Here is a 14,669-nt window from a genome sequence, read left to right on the forward strand (position 1 = left end):
AGGTTTGACGCCACGCATCGTTCCGCCCGCGCTGAAGGCCATCGAACAGGAAACGATGGCGGACAAGGTCTATCAACAACTGCGCCAGGCACTGATGAGCGGCCGCTTCGCGCCGGGTCAGGCGCTGAGCCTGCGCAGCGTCGCCGAGGCGGTCGGCCTGTCGACGATGCCGGTACGCGGCGCGCTGATCCGGCTGCGCGCCGAACGCGCGCTGGTGGACGGCCCGAACCGCGCGCTGGTCGTCCCGCCGATGACGGTCGACATGCTCGAGGAGCTGCGCGACGTGCGCATCGCGCTCGAAGGCTGCGTCGCGGCGCGCGCGGCGGCCCGGATGACCGATGCGCAGATCGACGACGTGCGGCAGATCTTCGACGTGATGAACGCCCAGGCGGAAGCCGGCCGGACGCGCGCCTATCTGCAAAGCAATTTCGCGTTCCACAGTGCGATCTACGCGCACGGCGCGAGCGAGAGCACGCTCGCGGCCATCCAGAATCTGTGGATGCGCATCGGACCGTTCCTCAACATGGCGGCGCTCGACGTGCCGCACATGCAGCGTTCGATGAACGCGCACCGCGCAATCGTCGAGGCACTGGCTCGCCGCGACGGGCCGGGCGTGCATGCCGGCATCGCCGACGATATCGGCAGCGCCGCGCGGGATCTCGCCGCGCACCTGCGCGCCGCGCCGCAAACAGCACCCAGATCCAGGCGCGCCGCCGGCTAGCCCGCGCGTGACGCGTCGCACCGGAACCGCCTCGTCGAAGGCGGCCGGCCAACCGGAAGGAGACACCTCGGCATGACTGCATTGCAATGGCTCAAGCCGCACGACGGCTTGCGCGTTCTGATCACGGGCGGCGCCTCGGGCATCGGGCTCGCCGTCGCCCGGGCCTTCGTCGAATGCGGCGCGCGCGTGCACGTCTGCGACGCATCCGAATCGGCGCTCGCCGCGCTCGCCGCGGACGACGCAACGCGCCCGATCACCGCCACGCTCGCCGACGTCGCCGATCGCGATGCCGTCGCCCGGGTCTTCGCCGACGTCGAACATCGGCTCGGCGGCCTCGACGTGCTGGTCAACAACGCGGGCATCGCCGGCCCGACCGGCGGCGTAGACGAACTCGACGAAGCCGCCTGGGAGCAGACCGTCGCGATCAACCTGAACGCGCAGTTCTATTTCGCCCGCCGCGCGGTGCCGTTGCTGCGGCGGGCGCCGCACGGCGGCGCGATCATCGCGCTGTCGTCGGTCGCGGGCCGGCTCGGCTACGCGTATCGCACGCCGTACGCGTCGACCAAATGGGCGGTCGTCGGGCTCGTCAAGAGCTTGGCCATCGAACTCGGCCCGCTCGGCATCCGCGTGAACGCGATCCAGCCCGGCATCGTGCGCGGCCCGCGCATGCAGCGGGTGATCGCCGCCCGTGCCGAACAGCTCGGCCTGTCGTACGAAGCGATGGAGGCGCAGTATCTGGAGAAGATCTCGCTGCGCCGCATGACCGACCCCGAGGAAATCGCCGCCACCGCGCTGTTCCTGTGCTCGCCGGGCGGCAGCGGCATCTCGGGGCAGGCGATCTCCGTGTGCGGCAACGTGGAAGTGCTCTGACCGCAGGTTCGAACCATCCTGGAGAGGGACGTTATCGTGGCAAAAGCTCGTCAAGTCATCATCACCTGCGCGCCGACCGGCGCGATCCACACGCCGTCGATGTCGCCGTATCTGCCGGTGACGCCGCGGGAAATCGAAACCGCGGCGCTTGCCGCCGCCCAGGCGGGCGCGGCGATCATCCACCTGCACGCGCGCAACCCGTCGGACGGCAAGCCGACGCAGGACCCGGCCGTGTTCGCCGAATTCCTGCCGCAAATCAAGGCGCAAACGGACGCGGTCATCAATCTCACCTCCGGCGGCAGCCCGCACATGACCGTGGCCGAGCGGTTGCGTCCGGCCCATCATTTCCAGCCGGAAGTCGCGTCGCTCAACATGGGATCGATGAATTTCGGGCTTTATCCGATGCTCGAACGTTTCACCGAATTCAAGCACGGATGGGAGCGCGAGCACCTCGCGAACAGCCGCGATCTCGTCTTCAAGAACACCTTCGCGGATATCGAATACATCCTCACGAGCTGCGGCGCGAACGGCACGCGCTTCGAGTTCGAGTGCTACGACATCTCGCATCTCTACAACCTCGCCCACTTCGTCGAACGCGGGCTGGCGAAGCCGCCGTTCTTTATCCAGAGCGTGTTCGGCCTGCTGGGCGGAATCGGCGCGCATCCGGACGACCTGATGCACATGCGCCGCACGGCCGACCGGCTGTTCGGGTCCGACTACGTGTGGTCGATACTCGGCGCGGGGCGCAACCAGATTCCGCTCGCGACGATCGGCGCGGCGCAAGGCGCCAACGTGCGGGTGGGCCTCGAGGATTCGCTGTGGATCGCGCCCGGCACGCTCGCCGAATCGAGCGCCGCGCAGGTCGTGAAAATGCGCCAGGTGCTCGAAGGGCTGTCCCTGGAGATCGCCACGCCGGCGGAAGCCCGCGCGATGCTCGATCTCAAGGGCCGCGACGCCGTGAACTTCTGACCCCGCGCCGGGCGACGGGGCGACCCGGCCCGCCCGGCCCCGGACCCCGCAAGCGCAGACGCGCGGCGCCGGCTCGACCGGCGCCCGGCGGCTTCCTGTTGCCGCCCGCCGGCATCACGGCGTCTGCCCGGCCTTTTCCGAACCGGCGCGCCGTGCTTGCGGTGCGCGCCGGTTCGTCCCACCGGAGTCGTCCGTATGTCAACCCATCCTGCCGAGGCGCTGCAGCCCGGCCTCGCCGAATCGCCCGTCGCCCTGCGCCGGCTGCTGTTCCGGAAACTGCTGCCGCTGCTCGTGATCGCCTACGTGATCAGTTTTCTCGACCGCACTAACATCGCGTTCGCCAAGCATTCGATGGGCATCGATCTCGGCATCTCGTCGGCCGCCTACGGCCTCGGCGCCGGCCTGTTCTTCCTCACCTATGCGCTGTTCGAGATTCCGAGCAACCTGATCATGCACCGGGTCGGCGCGCGGTTCTGGATCGCGCGGATCATGGTCACCTGGGGCGCGCTGTCGGTCGCGATGGCGTTCGTGCGCGGCGAGACCTCGTTCTACGCGATGCGCCTGCTGCTCGGCGCGGCGGAAGCCGGCCTGTTCCCCGGCGTGATGTTGTACCTGACCTACTGGTTCGGCCGCGAGGAGCGGGCCCGCGCCACCGGCTATTTCCTGCTCGGCGTGTGCATCGCGAACATCGTCGGCGGGCCGCTCGCGGGAGCGCTGCTGGAACTGGACGGCGCGCTCGGCCTGCATGGCTGGCAATGGCTGTTCATCGTCGAGGGAATCCCCGCGATCCTGCTCGCGTCGGTCGTGTGGACCCGCCTGCCCGACCGGCCGCGCGACGCGCGCTGGCTGCCGCCCGACACCGCGCGGGCGCTCGAGCAGCGGCTCGCGCGGGAGCAGGATGCGGGCGCACCGGAACACGGGGGGCAGGGATTCGGCCGCGCGCTGCGCGACCGTCAGATCTGGCTCGCGATCTTCGTCTACTTCTGCCATCAATTGACGATCTATACGGTGATCTTTTTTCTGCCCGGCATCGTCGGCGCATCGGGGCGCTTCTCCCCCGTCACGATCGGTCTGCTGAGCGCGACGCCCTGGATCGCGGCCGCGCTCGGCGCGGCGATGCTGCCGCGCTACGCGACCGATTCGGGCCGCAGCCGGCGCCTGCTGTGTGCGGGGCTGAGCGTCATGGCGGCCGGGCTGCTGGGCGCCGCATACGCGTCGCCCGCGCTCGGCCTGCTGAGCCTGTGCGGCGCGGCGGCGATGTTCTTCGTCGTTCAGTCGATCGTCTTCACGTTTCCGTCGTCGCGTCTGAGCGGCAGCGCGCTCGCGGGCGGGCTCGGGCTCGTCAACACCTGCGGTCTGCTGGGCGGTTTCGTCGGGCCGACCGTGGTCGGCGCCATCGAACAGACGACGGGCAATGCGAAGAACGGCCTCGCGCTGCTCGCCGCCGCGCTGCTGCTCGCGGCGATTGCAAGCCTGCGCCTGCGACAGGGTCATGAAACGACCGCCCGGCCGGGTTGAGGCCGCACTCGATGGCGCAATCCGGGCGCATTGCCGGACTCCGCCCCCCGGGCAGCCGCGCATCCCTTTTCGACCGCAGCGCCCGACTGAACCGGCGTGATCCCGGCGTAAGCACGGTCGATCAGCTGAAAATCTGCAGGTGCTCGGCGAGAATGGTGCCGCCGATCGCGATCAGCACTACACCGCCGGCGATCTCCGCCCGCCGCCCCACGACCCGGCCGATGACGCGCCCGAGCATCACGCCGATCGTCACCATCACCATGGTGGCAAGACCGATCGCCGCGGCCGTCGAGTAGATGTTGACGTCGACGAACGCGAGACCCGCGCCGACCGCCATCGCATCGATGCTCGTGGCGAAGCCGGTCATTGCCAGCAGCCAGAACGAATGCGTCGCGGGTTTCTCCACGTCCTCTTCCTTCGCGGTGAGGCCGTTGACGATCATGCGAGCGCCGAGGACGAACAGCAGCGTGAAGGCGATCCAGTGATCCCACGCGGAGACGTATTGCGCGGCGGCCTTGCCGAGGAACCACCCGATCAGGGGCGTCAGCGCTTCGATGACACCGAAGATCAGCCCGGTCCGGATCGCCTCGCTCCAGCGAGGGCGATGGAGCGTGGCGCCTTTGCCGATAGCGGCGGCGAAGGCGTCGGTGGACATGGCAAAGGCAAGGAACAGCGTGGCGACGGGATTCATAAGAGTAAGCGCTCAAGGTCGGGCTGAAAACCACGACACACCGCCGCGCCCGACCGGTCGCGTGGTGTGTCGATGGTCTTGCCAACCGAACGGCTACCTGCGCCACGGTCTGTGCGACCGAGAATGTTGACGCAGGCGCTTCCACGCAGATGGAAGCCGGCTACTCCCCAAAGACAGCCGCGAGCATACCACGGTCGAAAGGCTGGTGTAATACATGGAGCCGCCGTGACGCCCTTTTCGAGACAGGAATGGCGGGCGGGCGCCGGGCCGAGCACCGCGCCGGGATACCTGGCGGTCCGCAAGAGGACTACACTGGGGCCACGCATCGCAGGAGAGCGCCATGCTTCAGCCCGACCCCGAATCCACTTTCCGCGGCTTGCCGCTGACTGCCGAGCAGGATGCGGAAGTCCGGCACTACATCAAGGTCCGGACCCAGCGCGGCCTGCCGTGGGATACGCCGGAGCTGACCGCGATGCTGCGCGACATGATGCAGCCGCCGGGCGACGATGCGGACGAACCCGACATCCTGCCCGACGAAACGCGGGCGGCGGCAGAACGGGCGACGTCGTCGATCGACGACGCGATGGATCCCATCGAGGCGAACGAGGAATGGCAGGCCGCAATGGAGGTCGAAAACATGAAGGGCCCGAAGCGCTAGCTGGCGCGGCAAGCGTCTTTCACGCGGTACGAGCCGAGCGGCCCCCGCCCTGCGCGGCCGATACCCGCCCGCCGACCGGCGACGTCATCCTGCACTCACGCCCAAAGGAGCCCCCATGCGCCTGATCGACCCCTCCGAACACGGGGATTACCTCGCGATCCTGCACCGCAACGGGTATACCGCGGACGATTTCGATCTCCGGCAAACCGACACGACCGAGCCGAAAGGCGACGAGGTCATCGGCCTGAAGGGCATGATCGCCCTCACCCGCCGCGCGACCGGCGTATCGAAGGACTACGCATGGGGCGACGAAGGCGACTGGCTGGCGTACTTCGGGCAGGATCTGGAAGCCGGCGAGTTCGACAAACCGGGCTGAAACGCCGACGTCACCCCGGCGCCGACCGCCGCGCCCTCATCGCGGCCAGCACGGTGCCCACCGCCGCCGCATACGTGACGAACCCGATCGCGGCCACCGCCCACAATGCCACCGACCAGCGCAGCGTCAGCATTGCCGCTGCTCCTGCCATCGCCACACCGAGCAGGCTGCCCGCCTGACGCAGCGCGTTGAGCAGGCCTGATGCCACCCCGGCCGCGTTCGCGGGCACTTGCTCAAGGACCGTCGCGATCATCGGCGGCACCGACAGCGCCGTGCCGATGCCGAATGCCGCCATCGCCGCATCGACCGCGAACCAGGGCGCGCCCGCATCGAGCAGCCCGGCCACCGCCGGCACGGCCAGCGCGGCCAGCACGAGTCCGCCCGCCATCATCTGCATCGCACCCAGCCGTCCATGCAGCCTGCCCGACAGCAGGTTGCCGAGCGACAGGCTCGCCGCCAGCGGCAGCAGCGCCAGCCCGGTCTGACGCGCGTTCATGCCTAGCTTGCCGTGCAGATAGAGGCTCAGCACGAACAGCAGGCCGAAATATCCGACATAGACCAGGCTCCCCGCCAGATTCATGGCGACGAACACGCGATTGCGAAACCAGCCGAGCGGCGCCATCGGATCCCGCACTCGCCGCTCGATCGCCACCAGCAAACCGGTCGCGATCGCCGCGATCAGCGCCGCGCCCCAGACCTCGGTCGCGCCGATGCCCCGCGCCGGCAATTCGATTGCCGCGAAACACAGCGCGCCGAGCGCCGCCGCCCCCGTTAATTGTCCGGCCCAATCGAACGGCCGCGCCCCGGCCGGTTTCGATGCGCGCACGAGCGCCCACGCGCCGGCCAGCGCCGCCACGCCCACCGGCACGTTGACCAGGAACGCGCTGCGCCAGCCGAAGCCGTCCACCAGCAGGCCGCCCGCCACCGGCCCGATCGCGGCCGCCACCGACGCGATGCCCGCCCAGGCCGAGATCGCCCGGGCCCGTTCGACGGGCACCGCGAACGTGCTGCGCACGATCGCGAGCGACGCGGGCAGATAGAGCGCCGCGCCCGCGCCCTGCGCGAGCCGCGCGATCACCAGGACCGCGACCGTCGGCGCGGCCCCGCACGCCGCAGACGCCGCCACGAACAGCGCGAGCCCGGCCAGATAGACGGCCTTCGCGCCGAACCGGTCGGAGGCCACGCCGCCCATCAGGATCAGCGCGGCGAAGCTCAGCGCATACGCATCGACGATCCACGCCAGCGCCGGCACGCTCGCGCCCAGGCTGGCATGCAGCGCCGGCAGCGCGATGTTGACGATCGTCGTGTCGAGCACGCCCATGAACATCCCGCTCGCGACCAGCGCAAGCGTCAAGCGGCGCCGGCGCGCGGCGCGGCGTTCGGCGGCCGCGGCATCGGGCATCGGGTCGGCGCTCGGAGGAGCGAGGGTGCATTCGGTCATAGGGGTTCCCGGTTCATGCGGAGAGTCTATAAACTCCTTGAAATGCAAGAAAGCAGATAATCTGCATCTCAATGATGCAAAAGTGCATCATCTACTCTGCCCTCGGGACATTCGGCACGATCATGAACTGGGACAACGCCCGCTTCTTCCTCGCCATCGCGCGCACCGGCACGCTGCGCGCCGCGGCGGCGCAGCTGAACGTCGACCAGGCGACCGTCGGCCGCCGCCTTGCCGCGCTGGAGGAGGCCCTGTCCGCGCGGCTGTTCCTGCGCACGCCGACGCTCTACGTGATGACGCCCGCCGGCGAAGCGCTGCGGGAGCCGGCGGAAACCATGGAGCGCGCGGCGCTGCAGATCGAACGGCGCGTGATGGGCCTCGACGACCAGCTCTGCGGCACGATCCGGATCGCGACGACCGACTCGCTCGGCAAGCGCTTCGTGATCCCGGCGCTCGCGCGCCTGCGGCGCACGCATCCCGGCATCGACGTGGTATGCGTGACGTCGCAGAGCGTCGCGAACCTGACCCGCCGCGAGGCGGATCTGGCCATCCGGACGGTGCGCCCGGAGGCGCCGGACCTCGTGGTTCGGCGCCTCGGCCAGCTCGAATCGGGCATCTATGCGTCGCGCGCGTATCTTGCCGCGCGCGGCGAACCGGCCGAAGGCACCGCATTCGACGGACACGACCTGGTGATGTACCAGCAGCCGGTCGTGCCGTCGATGTGGGATTCGCTATGCGGGGAGCCGACGTCGCGCGGCCGCGTGATGTTCCAGACCTCGTCGACGATGATGCTGGTCGAGGCGACGATCGCCGGCCTGGGCGTCGCGGAACTCCCGCGCTTCCGGGCCGATACGGAGCCGGAGCTGGTCCGCCTGATGCCCAAACGCGGCGACCGTTTCGACATCTGGCTCGTCGCGCATACCGACCTGTACAAGACCGCGCGCGTGCAGGCGCTGATCGGCGCGGTGGTCGGGGAATTCGCGCCGGCCGATGCCGCGTCGTGATGTCGGAGCCGTCGCCGCAGCGGCGCGTCGATGCCGGATGAGCGGCCGTCCCGCGGCCGATCGCGCGTCATGAAAAAAGGGCTTCGGCGCACCGCCGAAACCCTTGTCCTCATGCCGGTCCGCCGCCGCGAACCTGAGCGCAGCGCGCGTCAGCCTTGCGGCGCCTGATTCGCCGCGAACGTGTCGCACTGGCGCACGTCGCCGCTTTCGAGGCCGCGCCTCAGCCAATACACGCGCTGCTGGCTGGTGCCGTGCGTGAACGCCTCGGGCACCACGTAACCCTGGCTCTGGCGCTGCAGCCGGTCATCGCCGATCGCGGCCGCCGCGTTCAGCCCCTGTTCGATATCGCCGGGTTCAAGCAACTGTCGGTTGGCGCGCTGCGCGTTGTTCGCCCAGACGCCGGCAAAGCAGTCGGCCTGCAGTTCGAGCCGCACCGACAGCTGGTTCGCCTGCGTCTTGCCGGCGCGGGCGCGCGCCGCGTCCACCTTGTCCGAGATGCCGAGCAGCTTCTGCACGTGATGACCGACTTCGTGCGCGATCACATAGGCCTGCGCGAAGTCGCCGCCGGCGCCGAAGCGCTGGCGCAGTTCGTTGTAGAACGCGAGATCGATATAGACCTTCTGATCGACCGGGCAGTAGAACGGCCCCATCGCCGACTGCCCGTTGCCGCACGCCGTCGGCGTGGAATTCGTGAACAGCACCAGCTTCGGCGGGACATATTGCGCGTGCAGCTGGGTCTGGAAGACGGTCTGCCACGTGCGTTCGATATTGCCGAGCACCTTGCGCGTGAATACCGCCTGCGGGTCTGCCGCGGGCGCGCGCTGGGCCGAAGGCTGGGCGCCCGGATCCGGATGCGCGGAACCCTGCAGCACCGACGCACCCTGGATCACCACGCGCGGGTCGACGCCGAAGAAATAGGAAACGGCCAGCGCGACCACGATCGTGCCGATACCCACGGTTGCGCGCCGGCCGCCGAACCCGCCGCCGCCCCGGCGATCTTCCACGTTCTGGCTTTCGGATTCGTTGTCGAGACGCATCGTGAAACTCCATCGGATCAAGACGGCGGCATCCGCCCGCCGCGTCCATGCCGCCTGCAAAAACGGCCCGGGCGACGCCGCTGCCCGGGCCGGCTCATCCTCGCTTGCCGGCTCGGACTCAGAACGTGTGCATCATCCCGACGTACGCGCCGGTCTGCGACTCGCCCGTCATCGGACTGGTGCCCGAGGTGGCGTCGCGCGGCGTCGCGAGCAGCGAGAAATTCGAGTTCCCGCCGTTGCGTACGTACGCGACCGTGCCGTACAGGAAGGTCCGCTTCGACAGGTTATAGGTCGTGCCGAGCGCGTACAGCATCGCGTGCCCGGACGGGTCGTGCGACGCGTCGCCGCCGCCGCTGCCGACCCGGATGTAATACCCGCCGCCCGTCACCGCCCATTGCGGATCCGCCTGGTAGGTCGCGCCGAGCCAGAAGTGATCGGCGCGATCGGCGAGCCCCGCCGGCGTGTCCGGCGCCGAGTAATGCGTATAGGCGCCCTGGATCTTGAACTTCTGCACCTTCACGTTCGCGCCGACGAAGTACTCGCGCGAGCTGGTGAACACGTTGCTGAAGCGCCCGTTGGCGTCGCGCAGCTCGTCGTAGATCCCGCGCACGTCGAGCACCGGCGAGTGGTACGAAATCATGATGCCGTCGGACCGGCCGAAATCGTCGGGCGCGCCGTAGTTGAAGCCGCGCGACTGGTTGCCGAACGCGTACTGCCCCTGGATGTCGAAGCCGCCGAACACCGGGCTGTGATACTCGACGTTGTTGCTGGTCTGCTGCCAGTTGCGTCCGCGCACGAGCGACGCCGACGAGAACGCCTGCTGCACGAACGGATCGAATTCCCACACGCCGTCGCTGTCGATGAACAGGTTGCGGCCGGCCTGGAACGTGCCCCAGTCGTTGCTCTTCAGGCCGACGAACGCGCGCCGCGAGAACATCTTGCCGCCGCCCGTGTTGCCGTTCATCACCTGGAACGCCGTCTCCAGGTTGAAGATCGTCGACAGGCCGCCGCCCAGATCCTCGACGCCCTTCAGGCCGAACATGCTGGTGCCCCAATCGCCGCTTTCCGCGCTCCAGCGCGTCGAACTGCCGCCGGACGGATTCGCGATGTGGTTCAGGTATTCGATGCCGCCGTCGACGCGCCCGTACAGGGTCACGCTCGTTTGCGCCAATGCGGCGGCCGGTCCGGCCGCCGCGAGCGCCAGGATCATTGTCAAACGCAAGTTCATATCTCCTGCCTGTTGTTTTCTCTCAGGTTGAATGACACGCCCCGCCGATCAGCCGCGATCGAGCGAATAGCGCCCCGGACCGGCGGCGCACAGCGCGAACAGCCCGCCCGTGATCGCCAGGTTCTTGTAGAAATGAATCATCATGTTCATCTGCTCGGGCCCGGGCATCGACCAGTAGTGGTGACCGATCAGCGCGGTGCCGATCGTGTAGAGCGCCAGCAGCAGCGCCAGCAGCCGCGTGTGGAAACCGACCAGCAGCGCGATGCCGACGAAGAACTCCATGACGACCGCGACCGCCGCCGCGACGACGGGCAGCGGTGCGCCGGTGCTCGCCATGTATTGGGTCGTGCCGGAAAAATTCAGCAGTTTTTCCCAGCCGAACAGGATGAACAGGATGACGATGAAGACGCGGGAAAGGAGAAGAAGTACGTCTTTTTGGGACGCGAGAAAAGATTGTCTCGATGTCATGTTGGATAGAAATTGAGCGCAGTACGCGAAATTCCGCACACCGCCGTTGCCGATCCGAAGCGCGCGGCCCGGCTAGCGCCGCGCGCCTGCCCGGGTTGCCCCCCCACCCCCCCGGGCGGGGGGGTAGGCCCCCCCCCCGCTTCCCGTTCTGCCGCAACCTGCCACCGGGGCGCTGCCCGGTGCGATGCCTGCCCTCCCCGGCGGTCAGCGACCGCGAGGAGCGTACCGCTCCGACTCCGACTCCGACTCCGACTGACGGAGCTTAACGCAGCTTCGCCACATCCTGCTCGGTCACCTTCGCGGCCGGATTGCCGAACTGCCCGGTCAGATAGTTCGCGAGCGCGGCGATCTGCGCATCGGACAGGTCGTTGCGGAACGCCGGCATGCCGACATCCTCGCTGCCCGCCTTGCGCTGCACGCCGTGCAGGATCACCTGGACCAGGTTGATCGGGTTCGATGCGCCCACCGTCGTGTTGTGGAAGAGCGACGGGTAGTAGCCGTCCGGCGTGCCCTTGCCCTGCATCTGGTGGCACGTCGCGCAGTTGCCGAGATACAGGCGCGCGGGATCGATGCCCGTCGCGGCCAGCGGCACGCCGCGCAGCCGGGTGCCGTCGTCCGACGGCTTGCCCCACGCCGAGCGCGGCTGCGTGCTGCCGTCGCTCACGGCCGGCACGGTGCGGACGTAGGCCGCGATCGCGGCGATGTCCGCGTCGGTCATCAGCGAGAAGCTGTGCTGGATCGCCTCGGCCATCGGACCGGCCGCCTGCGCAAGCCCCGGCACGCTGCCCGTGCGCAGGTACTGGGCGAGCTGCGGCTGCGTCCACGCGCCGATCCCGGCGTTCGGGTCCGACGTGATGTTGTAGCCGTCCCAGCCCGCCAGCACCGAACCCGACAGGAAGCTGCCGCCGGTTTCGTCGAGCGACTTCTCTTGCATCGCGACGCCGCGCGCCGTGTGGCAGGTGCCGCAGTGCGCGAGCCCCTGCACCAGGTACGCGCCGCGATTCCATTCGACGCTCTGGCTCGGCTTCGGCTGGTACGGGCCCGTCTTCAGGAACAGCGCGTTCCAGATCTTGAGCGGCCAGCGCATGCTCAGATACCACGGGATGTCGTTCTTCGGCGCGGGCTGCTGAACCGGCTTCACGCCGCTCATGAAGTACGCATACAGCGCCTTCACGTCGTCGTCGCTGACCTTCGCATACGACACGTACGGCATCGCCGGGTACAGATTGTCGCCGTCCTTCGACACCCCGTGACGCACCGCGCGCTCGAAGTCGTCGAAGGTCCACTTGCCGATCCCGGTATCCGGATCCGGCGTGATGTTGCTGGTGTAGATCGTGCCGAGCATCGGCACCGGCATCGGCAGGCCGCCCGCGAACGGCTTGCCGCCTTTCGCCGTGTGACAAGCCATGCAGTCGCCCGCGACGGCCAGGTACTGGCCGCGCGCGACGAGCGCCGCATCGTGGGTGGAAGCCGCGGGCGCGGGCGCGTCGGCGGCGCGCGCGAGGCCGGGCAATGCCAGGCAGCCGGCCAGGATGAAGGAGAGAGTATGTTTCAACACGTCAGATTTCCTTCTTGATCTGATCGGACATCCGCAGCGCGAGCGCCGCGATCGTGAGCGTCACGTTGACCGTGCCGACCGTCGGCATCGTCGAGCTGCTCGAGATGAACAGGTTCGGGTGGTCGAACGTGCGGCAGTCCTTGTCGACCACCGAATCGCGGGCATCCTTGCCCATGATCGTCGCGCCGGTGATGTGGTTGTTCGGCGCGAATTCGTCGTTGAACGCCACCTCCGTGCCGCCCAGCACCTTCGCCGCCGTCGCGTAGATCTCGCGCGTGTGCACCGCGCCGCGCTTCACGTAGTCGTCGATCGCATAGGTGATCTCGGGACGCGCGATGCCGATCGCGTCGGTCGCCGTCTTGCTCGGCACGATGCGGTTTTCCGGCTGCGGCAGGATCTCGTGGAAACAGTCGAACTGCACGTAGCGCGCCGAGCGGTCGCGGATCTGCGCGTCGAGATCGGCCGGCTTGAGCAGCTTGCCCGCCTTGAAGATCTTCTGGGTTTCCTGATCGATCCGCGACAGGTTCGACAAATGGATCTTCTTCGCCGCCTCGGTCGCGCGGAACGCGCCGTCGCGAAAGCCGATCAGCGACGTCATCTCCTGCGGGCCCCGCCCCGGCCACAGCTTCTCGTCCGCGTAGAACGACACGCCCGTGCCCGGGTGGTCCATCAGGTTGCGGCCGACCATGTCCGAACTGTTGCCGACACCGTTCGGAAAGTCGGCGCTGGTCGACATCAGCATGATTTTCGGCGTTTCGATCCCGTTCGCCGCCAGCACGAAATACTTGCCCTCGACCCGGTGTTCGACGCCTTTCGGATCCTTGTAGAGCGCCGCGACGATCTTCTTCTGCGCCCCGACCTCGAGCTTGTACACGACCGCGTTGTCGATCAGCTTCGCGCCCGCCTGCTCGGCCTTCTCGACATGCACGATGCCGTTGTACATCGCGCCGATCGGACAGATCGGCATGCAGTTGTTGTTGCCGCAGCAGGTCGGCCGCCCGTCGTACGGCCGGCTGTTGCGCGCCACCGGCTCCGTCACCACGTGGAACGTCGGGTCGTAGCCGTTGAGCGCGGCCTTGATCGTCTTTTCGTTGTACGACAGCGGCAGCGGCGCCATCGGATACGGTTCCTTGCGCGGCGAACCGAGATCTTCCTCGGCCGACGGGCCCCACACCCCCAGCTCCTCTTCCGCGCGCTGGTAGTAATGCTCGAGATCGTCGTACTGGATCGGCCAGTCGCGGCCGACGCCGTACACCGTCTTCATCTTGAAGTCGTTCGGCATGAAGCGCCACGCGGACGCGGCCCAGTGCCACGTCGTGCCGCCGACCGCGCGGATGTACTGCGAATTGAACTTGTGCTCGCCCTTCAGGATCAGGTAATCGTTCGGCGGACCGTACTCCGGATGCGGCGCCCACGCGCTCGACGGATACGGCGCCATGAAATCCATCTTGTCCGGCTGGTTGCGAAAGCGTTCGACGATTTCCCAGCGCGGCATCCGCGGCCCCGCTTCGAGCAGGATCACCGACTTGCCCGCCATCGCGAGCTGGTGCGCGACGATCGCACCCGCAACGCCCGAGCCCACGACGACGATGTCGGCTTGTTGTGTATCGGCCATCAGGCTTGCCTCTCGATCGGTTTGTCGGCCCAGAAGCCGGGTTTGTTGGGGCAGTACGAACGGATCACCAGCGTGTCGGATACCACGCCGAACATCAGCGCTTCCTCGTAGGTGATCACGACGTTGTCGACGATGCCGAGGTACCAGGCTTCGAGAATGCGCAACGCGAGCGCTTCCTGGTCGGACGTCAACGCGCCGCCGGACGCCAGTGCGCCCGCGAGCTGCGGCAGGCTGTCGGCGATCTGGAACGAGCCCTTCTGCAACGCCTGCAGCAGGCGCTCGCCGACCGCGCGGCTCAAGCCCGTCTTGCCGGTCAGCGATTGCGAAAGGGTCATGAAAGCATCGAGGGGCGCGCCGCCCGGGCTGTCGGCCAGGGCCTTCAGCGCGAGCGAACCGGCGAGGCCGGCCGCGGTCAGCGCAAGCGCGCCTTGCAGCCACTGACGCCGGGTGATGCCTGAGGCCGCGTTCGCGGCAGCGTCGTCGATGCGACGCGAGTGGGGAGTCAAGTCGTTATTCAT

General features: G+C 68.2%; 15 protein-coding genes and 1 riboswitch. Of the genes, 7 read left to right on the forward strand and 8 right to left on the reverse strand.

What is annotated here, in order from left to right; all coding sequences use genetic code 11:
- Positions 1 to 4 precede the first annotated feature (4 nt).
- The 4 genes from RZR99_RS14100 to RZR99_RS14115 all read left to right on the forward strand — a co-directional run bounded on the left by RZR99_RS14100 (position 5) and on the right by RZR99_RS14115 (position 4,078).
- Positions 5 to 721: a GntR family transcriptional regulator gene (locus RZR99_RS14100; RefSeq protein WP_323120388.1), complete on the forward strand. Its 717-nt coding sequence runs from the start codon at positions 5 to 7 to the stop codon at positions 719 to 721.
- Between the two features lie 72 nt (positions 722 to 793).
- Positions 794 to 1,591 (forward strand): SDR family oxidoreductase, encoded by a 798-nt coding sequence (locus tag RZR99_RS14105; protein ID WP_323120389.1) that lies wholly within the window; start codon positions 794 to 796, stop codon positions 1,589 to 1,591.
- Between the two features lie 36 nt (positions 1,592 to 1,627).
- Positions 1,628 to 2,560 carry a BKACE family enzyme gene (locus RZR99_RS14110; protein WP_323120390.1) on the forward strand — a complete coding sequence of 311 codons (933 nt, stop codon included), beginning with the start codon at positions 1,628 to 1,630 and terminating at the stop codon, positions 2,558 to 2,560.
- Between the two features lie 195 nt (positions 2,561 to 2,755).
- Positions 2,756 to 4,078, forward strand: a complete 1,323-nt coding sequence (locus RZR99_RS14115) for an MFS transporter (RefSeq protein WP_323120391.1) — start codon at positions 2,756 to 2,758, stop codon at positions 4,076 to 4,078.
- Between the two features lie 121 nt (positions 4,079 to 4,199).
- On the opposite strand, the gene mntP is transcribed toward RZR99_RS14115, so the two are convergent.
- Positions 4,200 to 4,769 carry a manganese efflux pump MntP gene (gene mntP, locus RZR99_RS14120; RefSeq protein WP_323120392.1) on the reverse strand — a complete coding sequence of 190 codons (570 nt, stop codon included), beginning with the start codon at positions 4,767 to 4,769 and terminating at the stop codon, positions 4,200 to 4,202.
- A gap of 6 nt (positions 4,770 to 4,775) precedes the next feature.
- Positions 4,776 to 4,950: riboswitch (yybP-ykoY riboswitch) on the reverse strand.
- A 159-nt stretch (positions 4,951 to 5,109) separates the two neighbouring features.
- Between mntP and RZR99_RS14125 the strand changes: the two genes are divergently transcribed.
- Both RZR99_RS14125 and RZR99_RS14130 read left to right on the forward strand, forming a co-directional pair.
- On the forward strand, positions 5,110 to 5,427 hold the full coding sequence (locus tag RZR99_RS14125; protein WP_323120393.1) for a hypothetical protein: 318 nt from the start codon (positions 5,110 to 5,112) through the stop codon (positions 5,425 to 5,427).
- Between the two features lie 115 nt (positions 5,428 to 5,542).
- Positions 5,543 to 5,803, forward strand: coding sequence for a transcriptional regulator (locus tag RZR99_RS14130; RefSeq protein WP_323120394.1), 261 nt, complete (start codon positions 5,543 to 5,545; stop codon positions 5,801 to 5,803).
- Positions 5,804 to 5,813: 10 nt separating this feature from the next.
- Here the strand turns inward: RZR99_RS14130 and RZR99_RS14135 are convergent, their stop codons facing one another.
- Positions 5,814 to 7,205, reverse strand: a complete 1,392-nt coding sequence (locus RZR99_RS14135) for an MFS transporter (RefSeq protein ID WP_323120415.1) — start codon at positions 7,203 to 7,205, stop codon at positions 5,814 to 5,816.
- Between the two features lie 161 nt (positions 7,206 to 7,366).
- Here RZR99_RS14135 and RZR99_RS14140 point away from each other — a divergent pair, with 161 nt between their 5' ends.
- Entirely contained in the window at positions 7,367 to 8,245 is an 879-nt protein-coding gene (locus RZR99_RS14140) for a LysR family transcriptional regulator (RefSeq protein WP_323120395.1), read from the forward strand.
- A 149-nt stretch (positions 8,246 to 8,394) separates the two neighbouring features.
- On the opposite strand, the gene ypfJ is transcribed toward RZR99_RS14140, so the two are convergent.
- The 6 genes from ypfJ to RZR99_RS14170 form a co-directional block, all read right to left on the reverse strand.
- Entirely contained in the window at positions 8,395 to 9,282 is an 888-nt protein-coding gene (gene ypfJ / locus RZR99_RS14145) for a KPN_02809 family neutral zinc metallopeptidase (protein ID WP_323120396.1), read from the reverse strand.
- Between the two features lie 118 nt (positions 9,283 to 9,400).
- Positions 9,401 to 10,492, reverse strand: coding sequence for a porin (locus tag RZR99_RS14150; RefSeq protein ID WP_323120416.1), 1,092 nt, complete (start codon positions 10,490 to 10,492; stop codon positions 9,401 to 9,403).
- A gap of 66 nt (positions 10,493 to 10,558) precedes the next feature.
- Positions 10,559 to 10,978 carry a DoxX family protein gene (locus RZR99_RS14155; protein ID WP_323120397.1) on the reverse strand — a complete coding sequence of 140 codons (420 nt, stop codon included), beginning with the start codon at positions 10,976 to 10,978 and terminating at the stop codon, positions 10,559 to 10,561.
- 262 nt (positions 10,979 to 11,240) lie between these two features.
- The gene (locus RZR99_RS14160) at positions 11,241 to 12,536 is read right to left on the reverse strand and encodes a cytochrome c (RefSeq protein WP_323120398.1); all 1,296 of its coding nucleotides are present in this window, start codon (positions 12,534 to 12,536) and stop codon (positions 11,241 to 11,243) included.
- 1 nt (position 12,537) lies between these two features.
- Positions 12,538 to 14,151: a GMC family oxidoreductase gene (locus RZR99_RS14165; protein ID WP_323120399.1), complete on the reverse strand. Its 1,614-nt coding sequence runs from the start codon at positions 14,149 to 14,151 to the stop codon at positions 12,538 to 12,540.
- Positions 14,151 to 14,669, reverse strand: coding sequence for a sugar dehydrogenase complex small subunit (locus RZR99_RS14170; RefSeq protein ID WP_323120400.1), 519 nt, complete (start codon positions 14,667 to 14,669; stop codon positions 14,151 to 14,153). Before RZR99_RS14170 ends, RZR99_RS14165 begins: the two co-directional genes overlap by 1 nt.

It is taken from the genome of Burkholderia alba, from assembly GCF_034721475.1.
Classification (GTDB): Bacteria; Pseudomonadota; Gammaproteobacteria; order Burkholderiales; family Burkholderiaceae; genus Burkholderia; species Burkholderia alba.

Coding starts and splice junctions, on each gene's coding strand:
- RZR99_RS14105 (WP_323120389.1), top strand. CDS start 794: ATGACTGCATTGCAATGGCTCAAGCCGCACGACGGCTTGCGCGTTCTG.
- RZR99_RS14115 (WP_323120391.1), top strand. CDS start 2,756: ATGTCAACCCATCCTGCCGAGGCGCTGCAGCCCGGCCTCGCCGAATCG.
- mntP (WP_323120392.1), bottom strand. CDS start 4,769: ATGAATCCCGTCGCCACGCTGTTCCTTGCCTTTGCCATGTCCACCGAC.
- RZR99_RS14125 (WP_323120393.1), top strand. CDS start 5,110: ATGCTTCAGCCCGACCCCGAATCCACTTTCCGCGGCTTGCCGCTGACT.
- RZR99_RS14130 (WP_323120394.1), top strand. CDS start 5,543: ATGCGCCTGATCGACCCCTCCGAACACGGGGATTACCTCGCGATCCTG.
- RZR99_RS14135 (WP_323120415.1), bottom strand. CDS start 7,205: ATGCCCGATGCCGCGGCCGCCGAACGCCGCGCCGCGCGCCGGCGCCGC.
- RZR99_RS14140 (WP_323120395.1), top strand. CDS start 7,367: ATGAACTGGGACAACGCCCGCTTCTTCCTCGCCATCGCGCGCACCGGC.
- ypfJ (WP_323120396.1), bottom strand. CDS start 9,282: ATGCGTCTCGACAACGAATCCGAAAGCCAGAACGTGGAAGATCGCCGG.
- RZR99_RS14150 (WP_323120416.1), bottom strand. CDS start 10,492: ATGATCCTGGCGCTCGCGGCGGCCGGACCGGCCGCCGCATTGGCGCAA.
- RZR99_RS14155 (WP_323120397.1), bottom strand. CDS start 10,978: ATGACATCGAGACAATCTTTTCTCGCGTCCCAAAAAGACGTACTTCTT.
- RZR99_RS14165 (WP_323120399.1), bottom strand. CDS start 14,151: ATGGCCGATACACAACAAGCCGACATCGTCGTCGTGGGCTCGGGCGTT.
- RZR99_RS14170 (WP_323120400.1), bottom strand. CDS start 14,669: ATGAATAACGACTTGACTCCCCACTCGCGTCGCATCGACGACGCTGCC.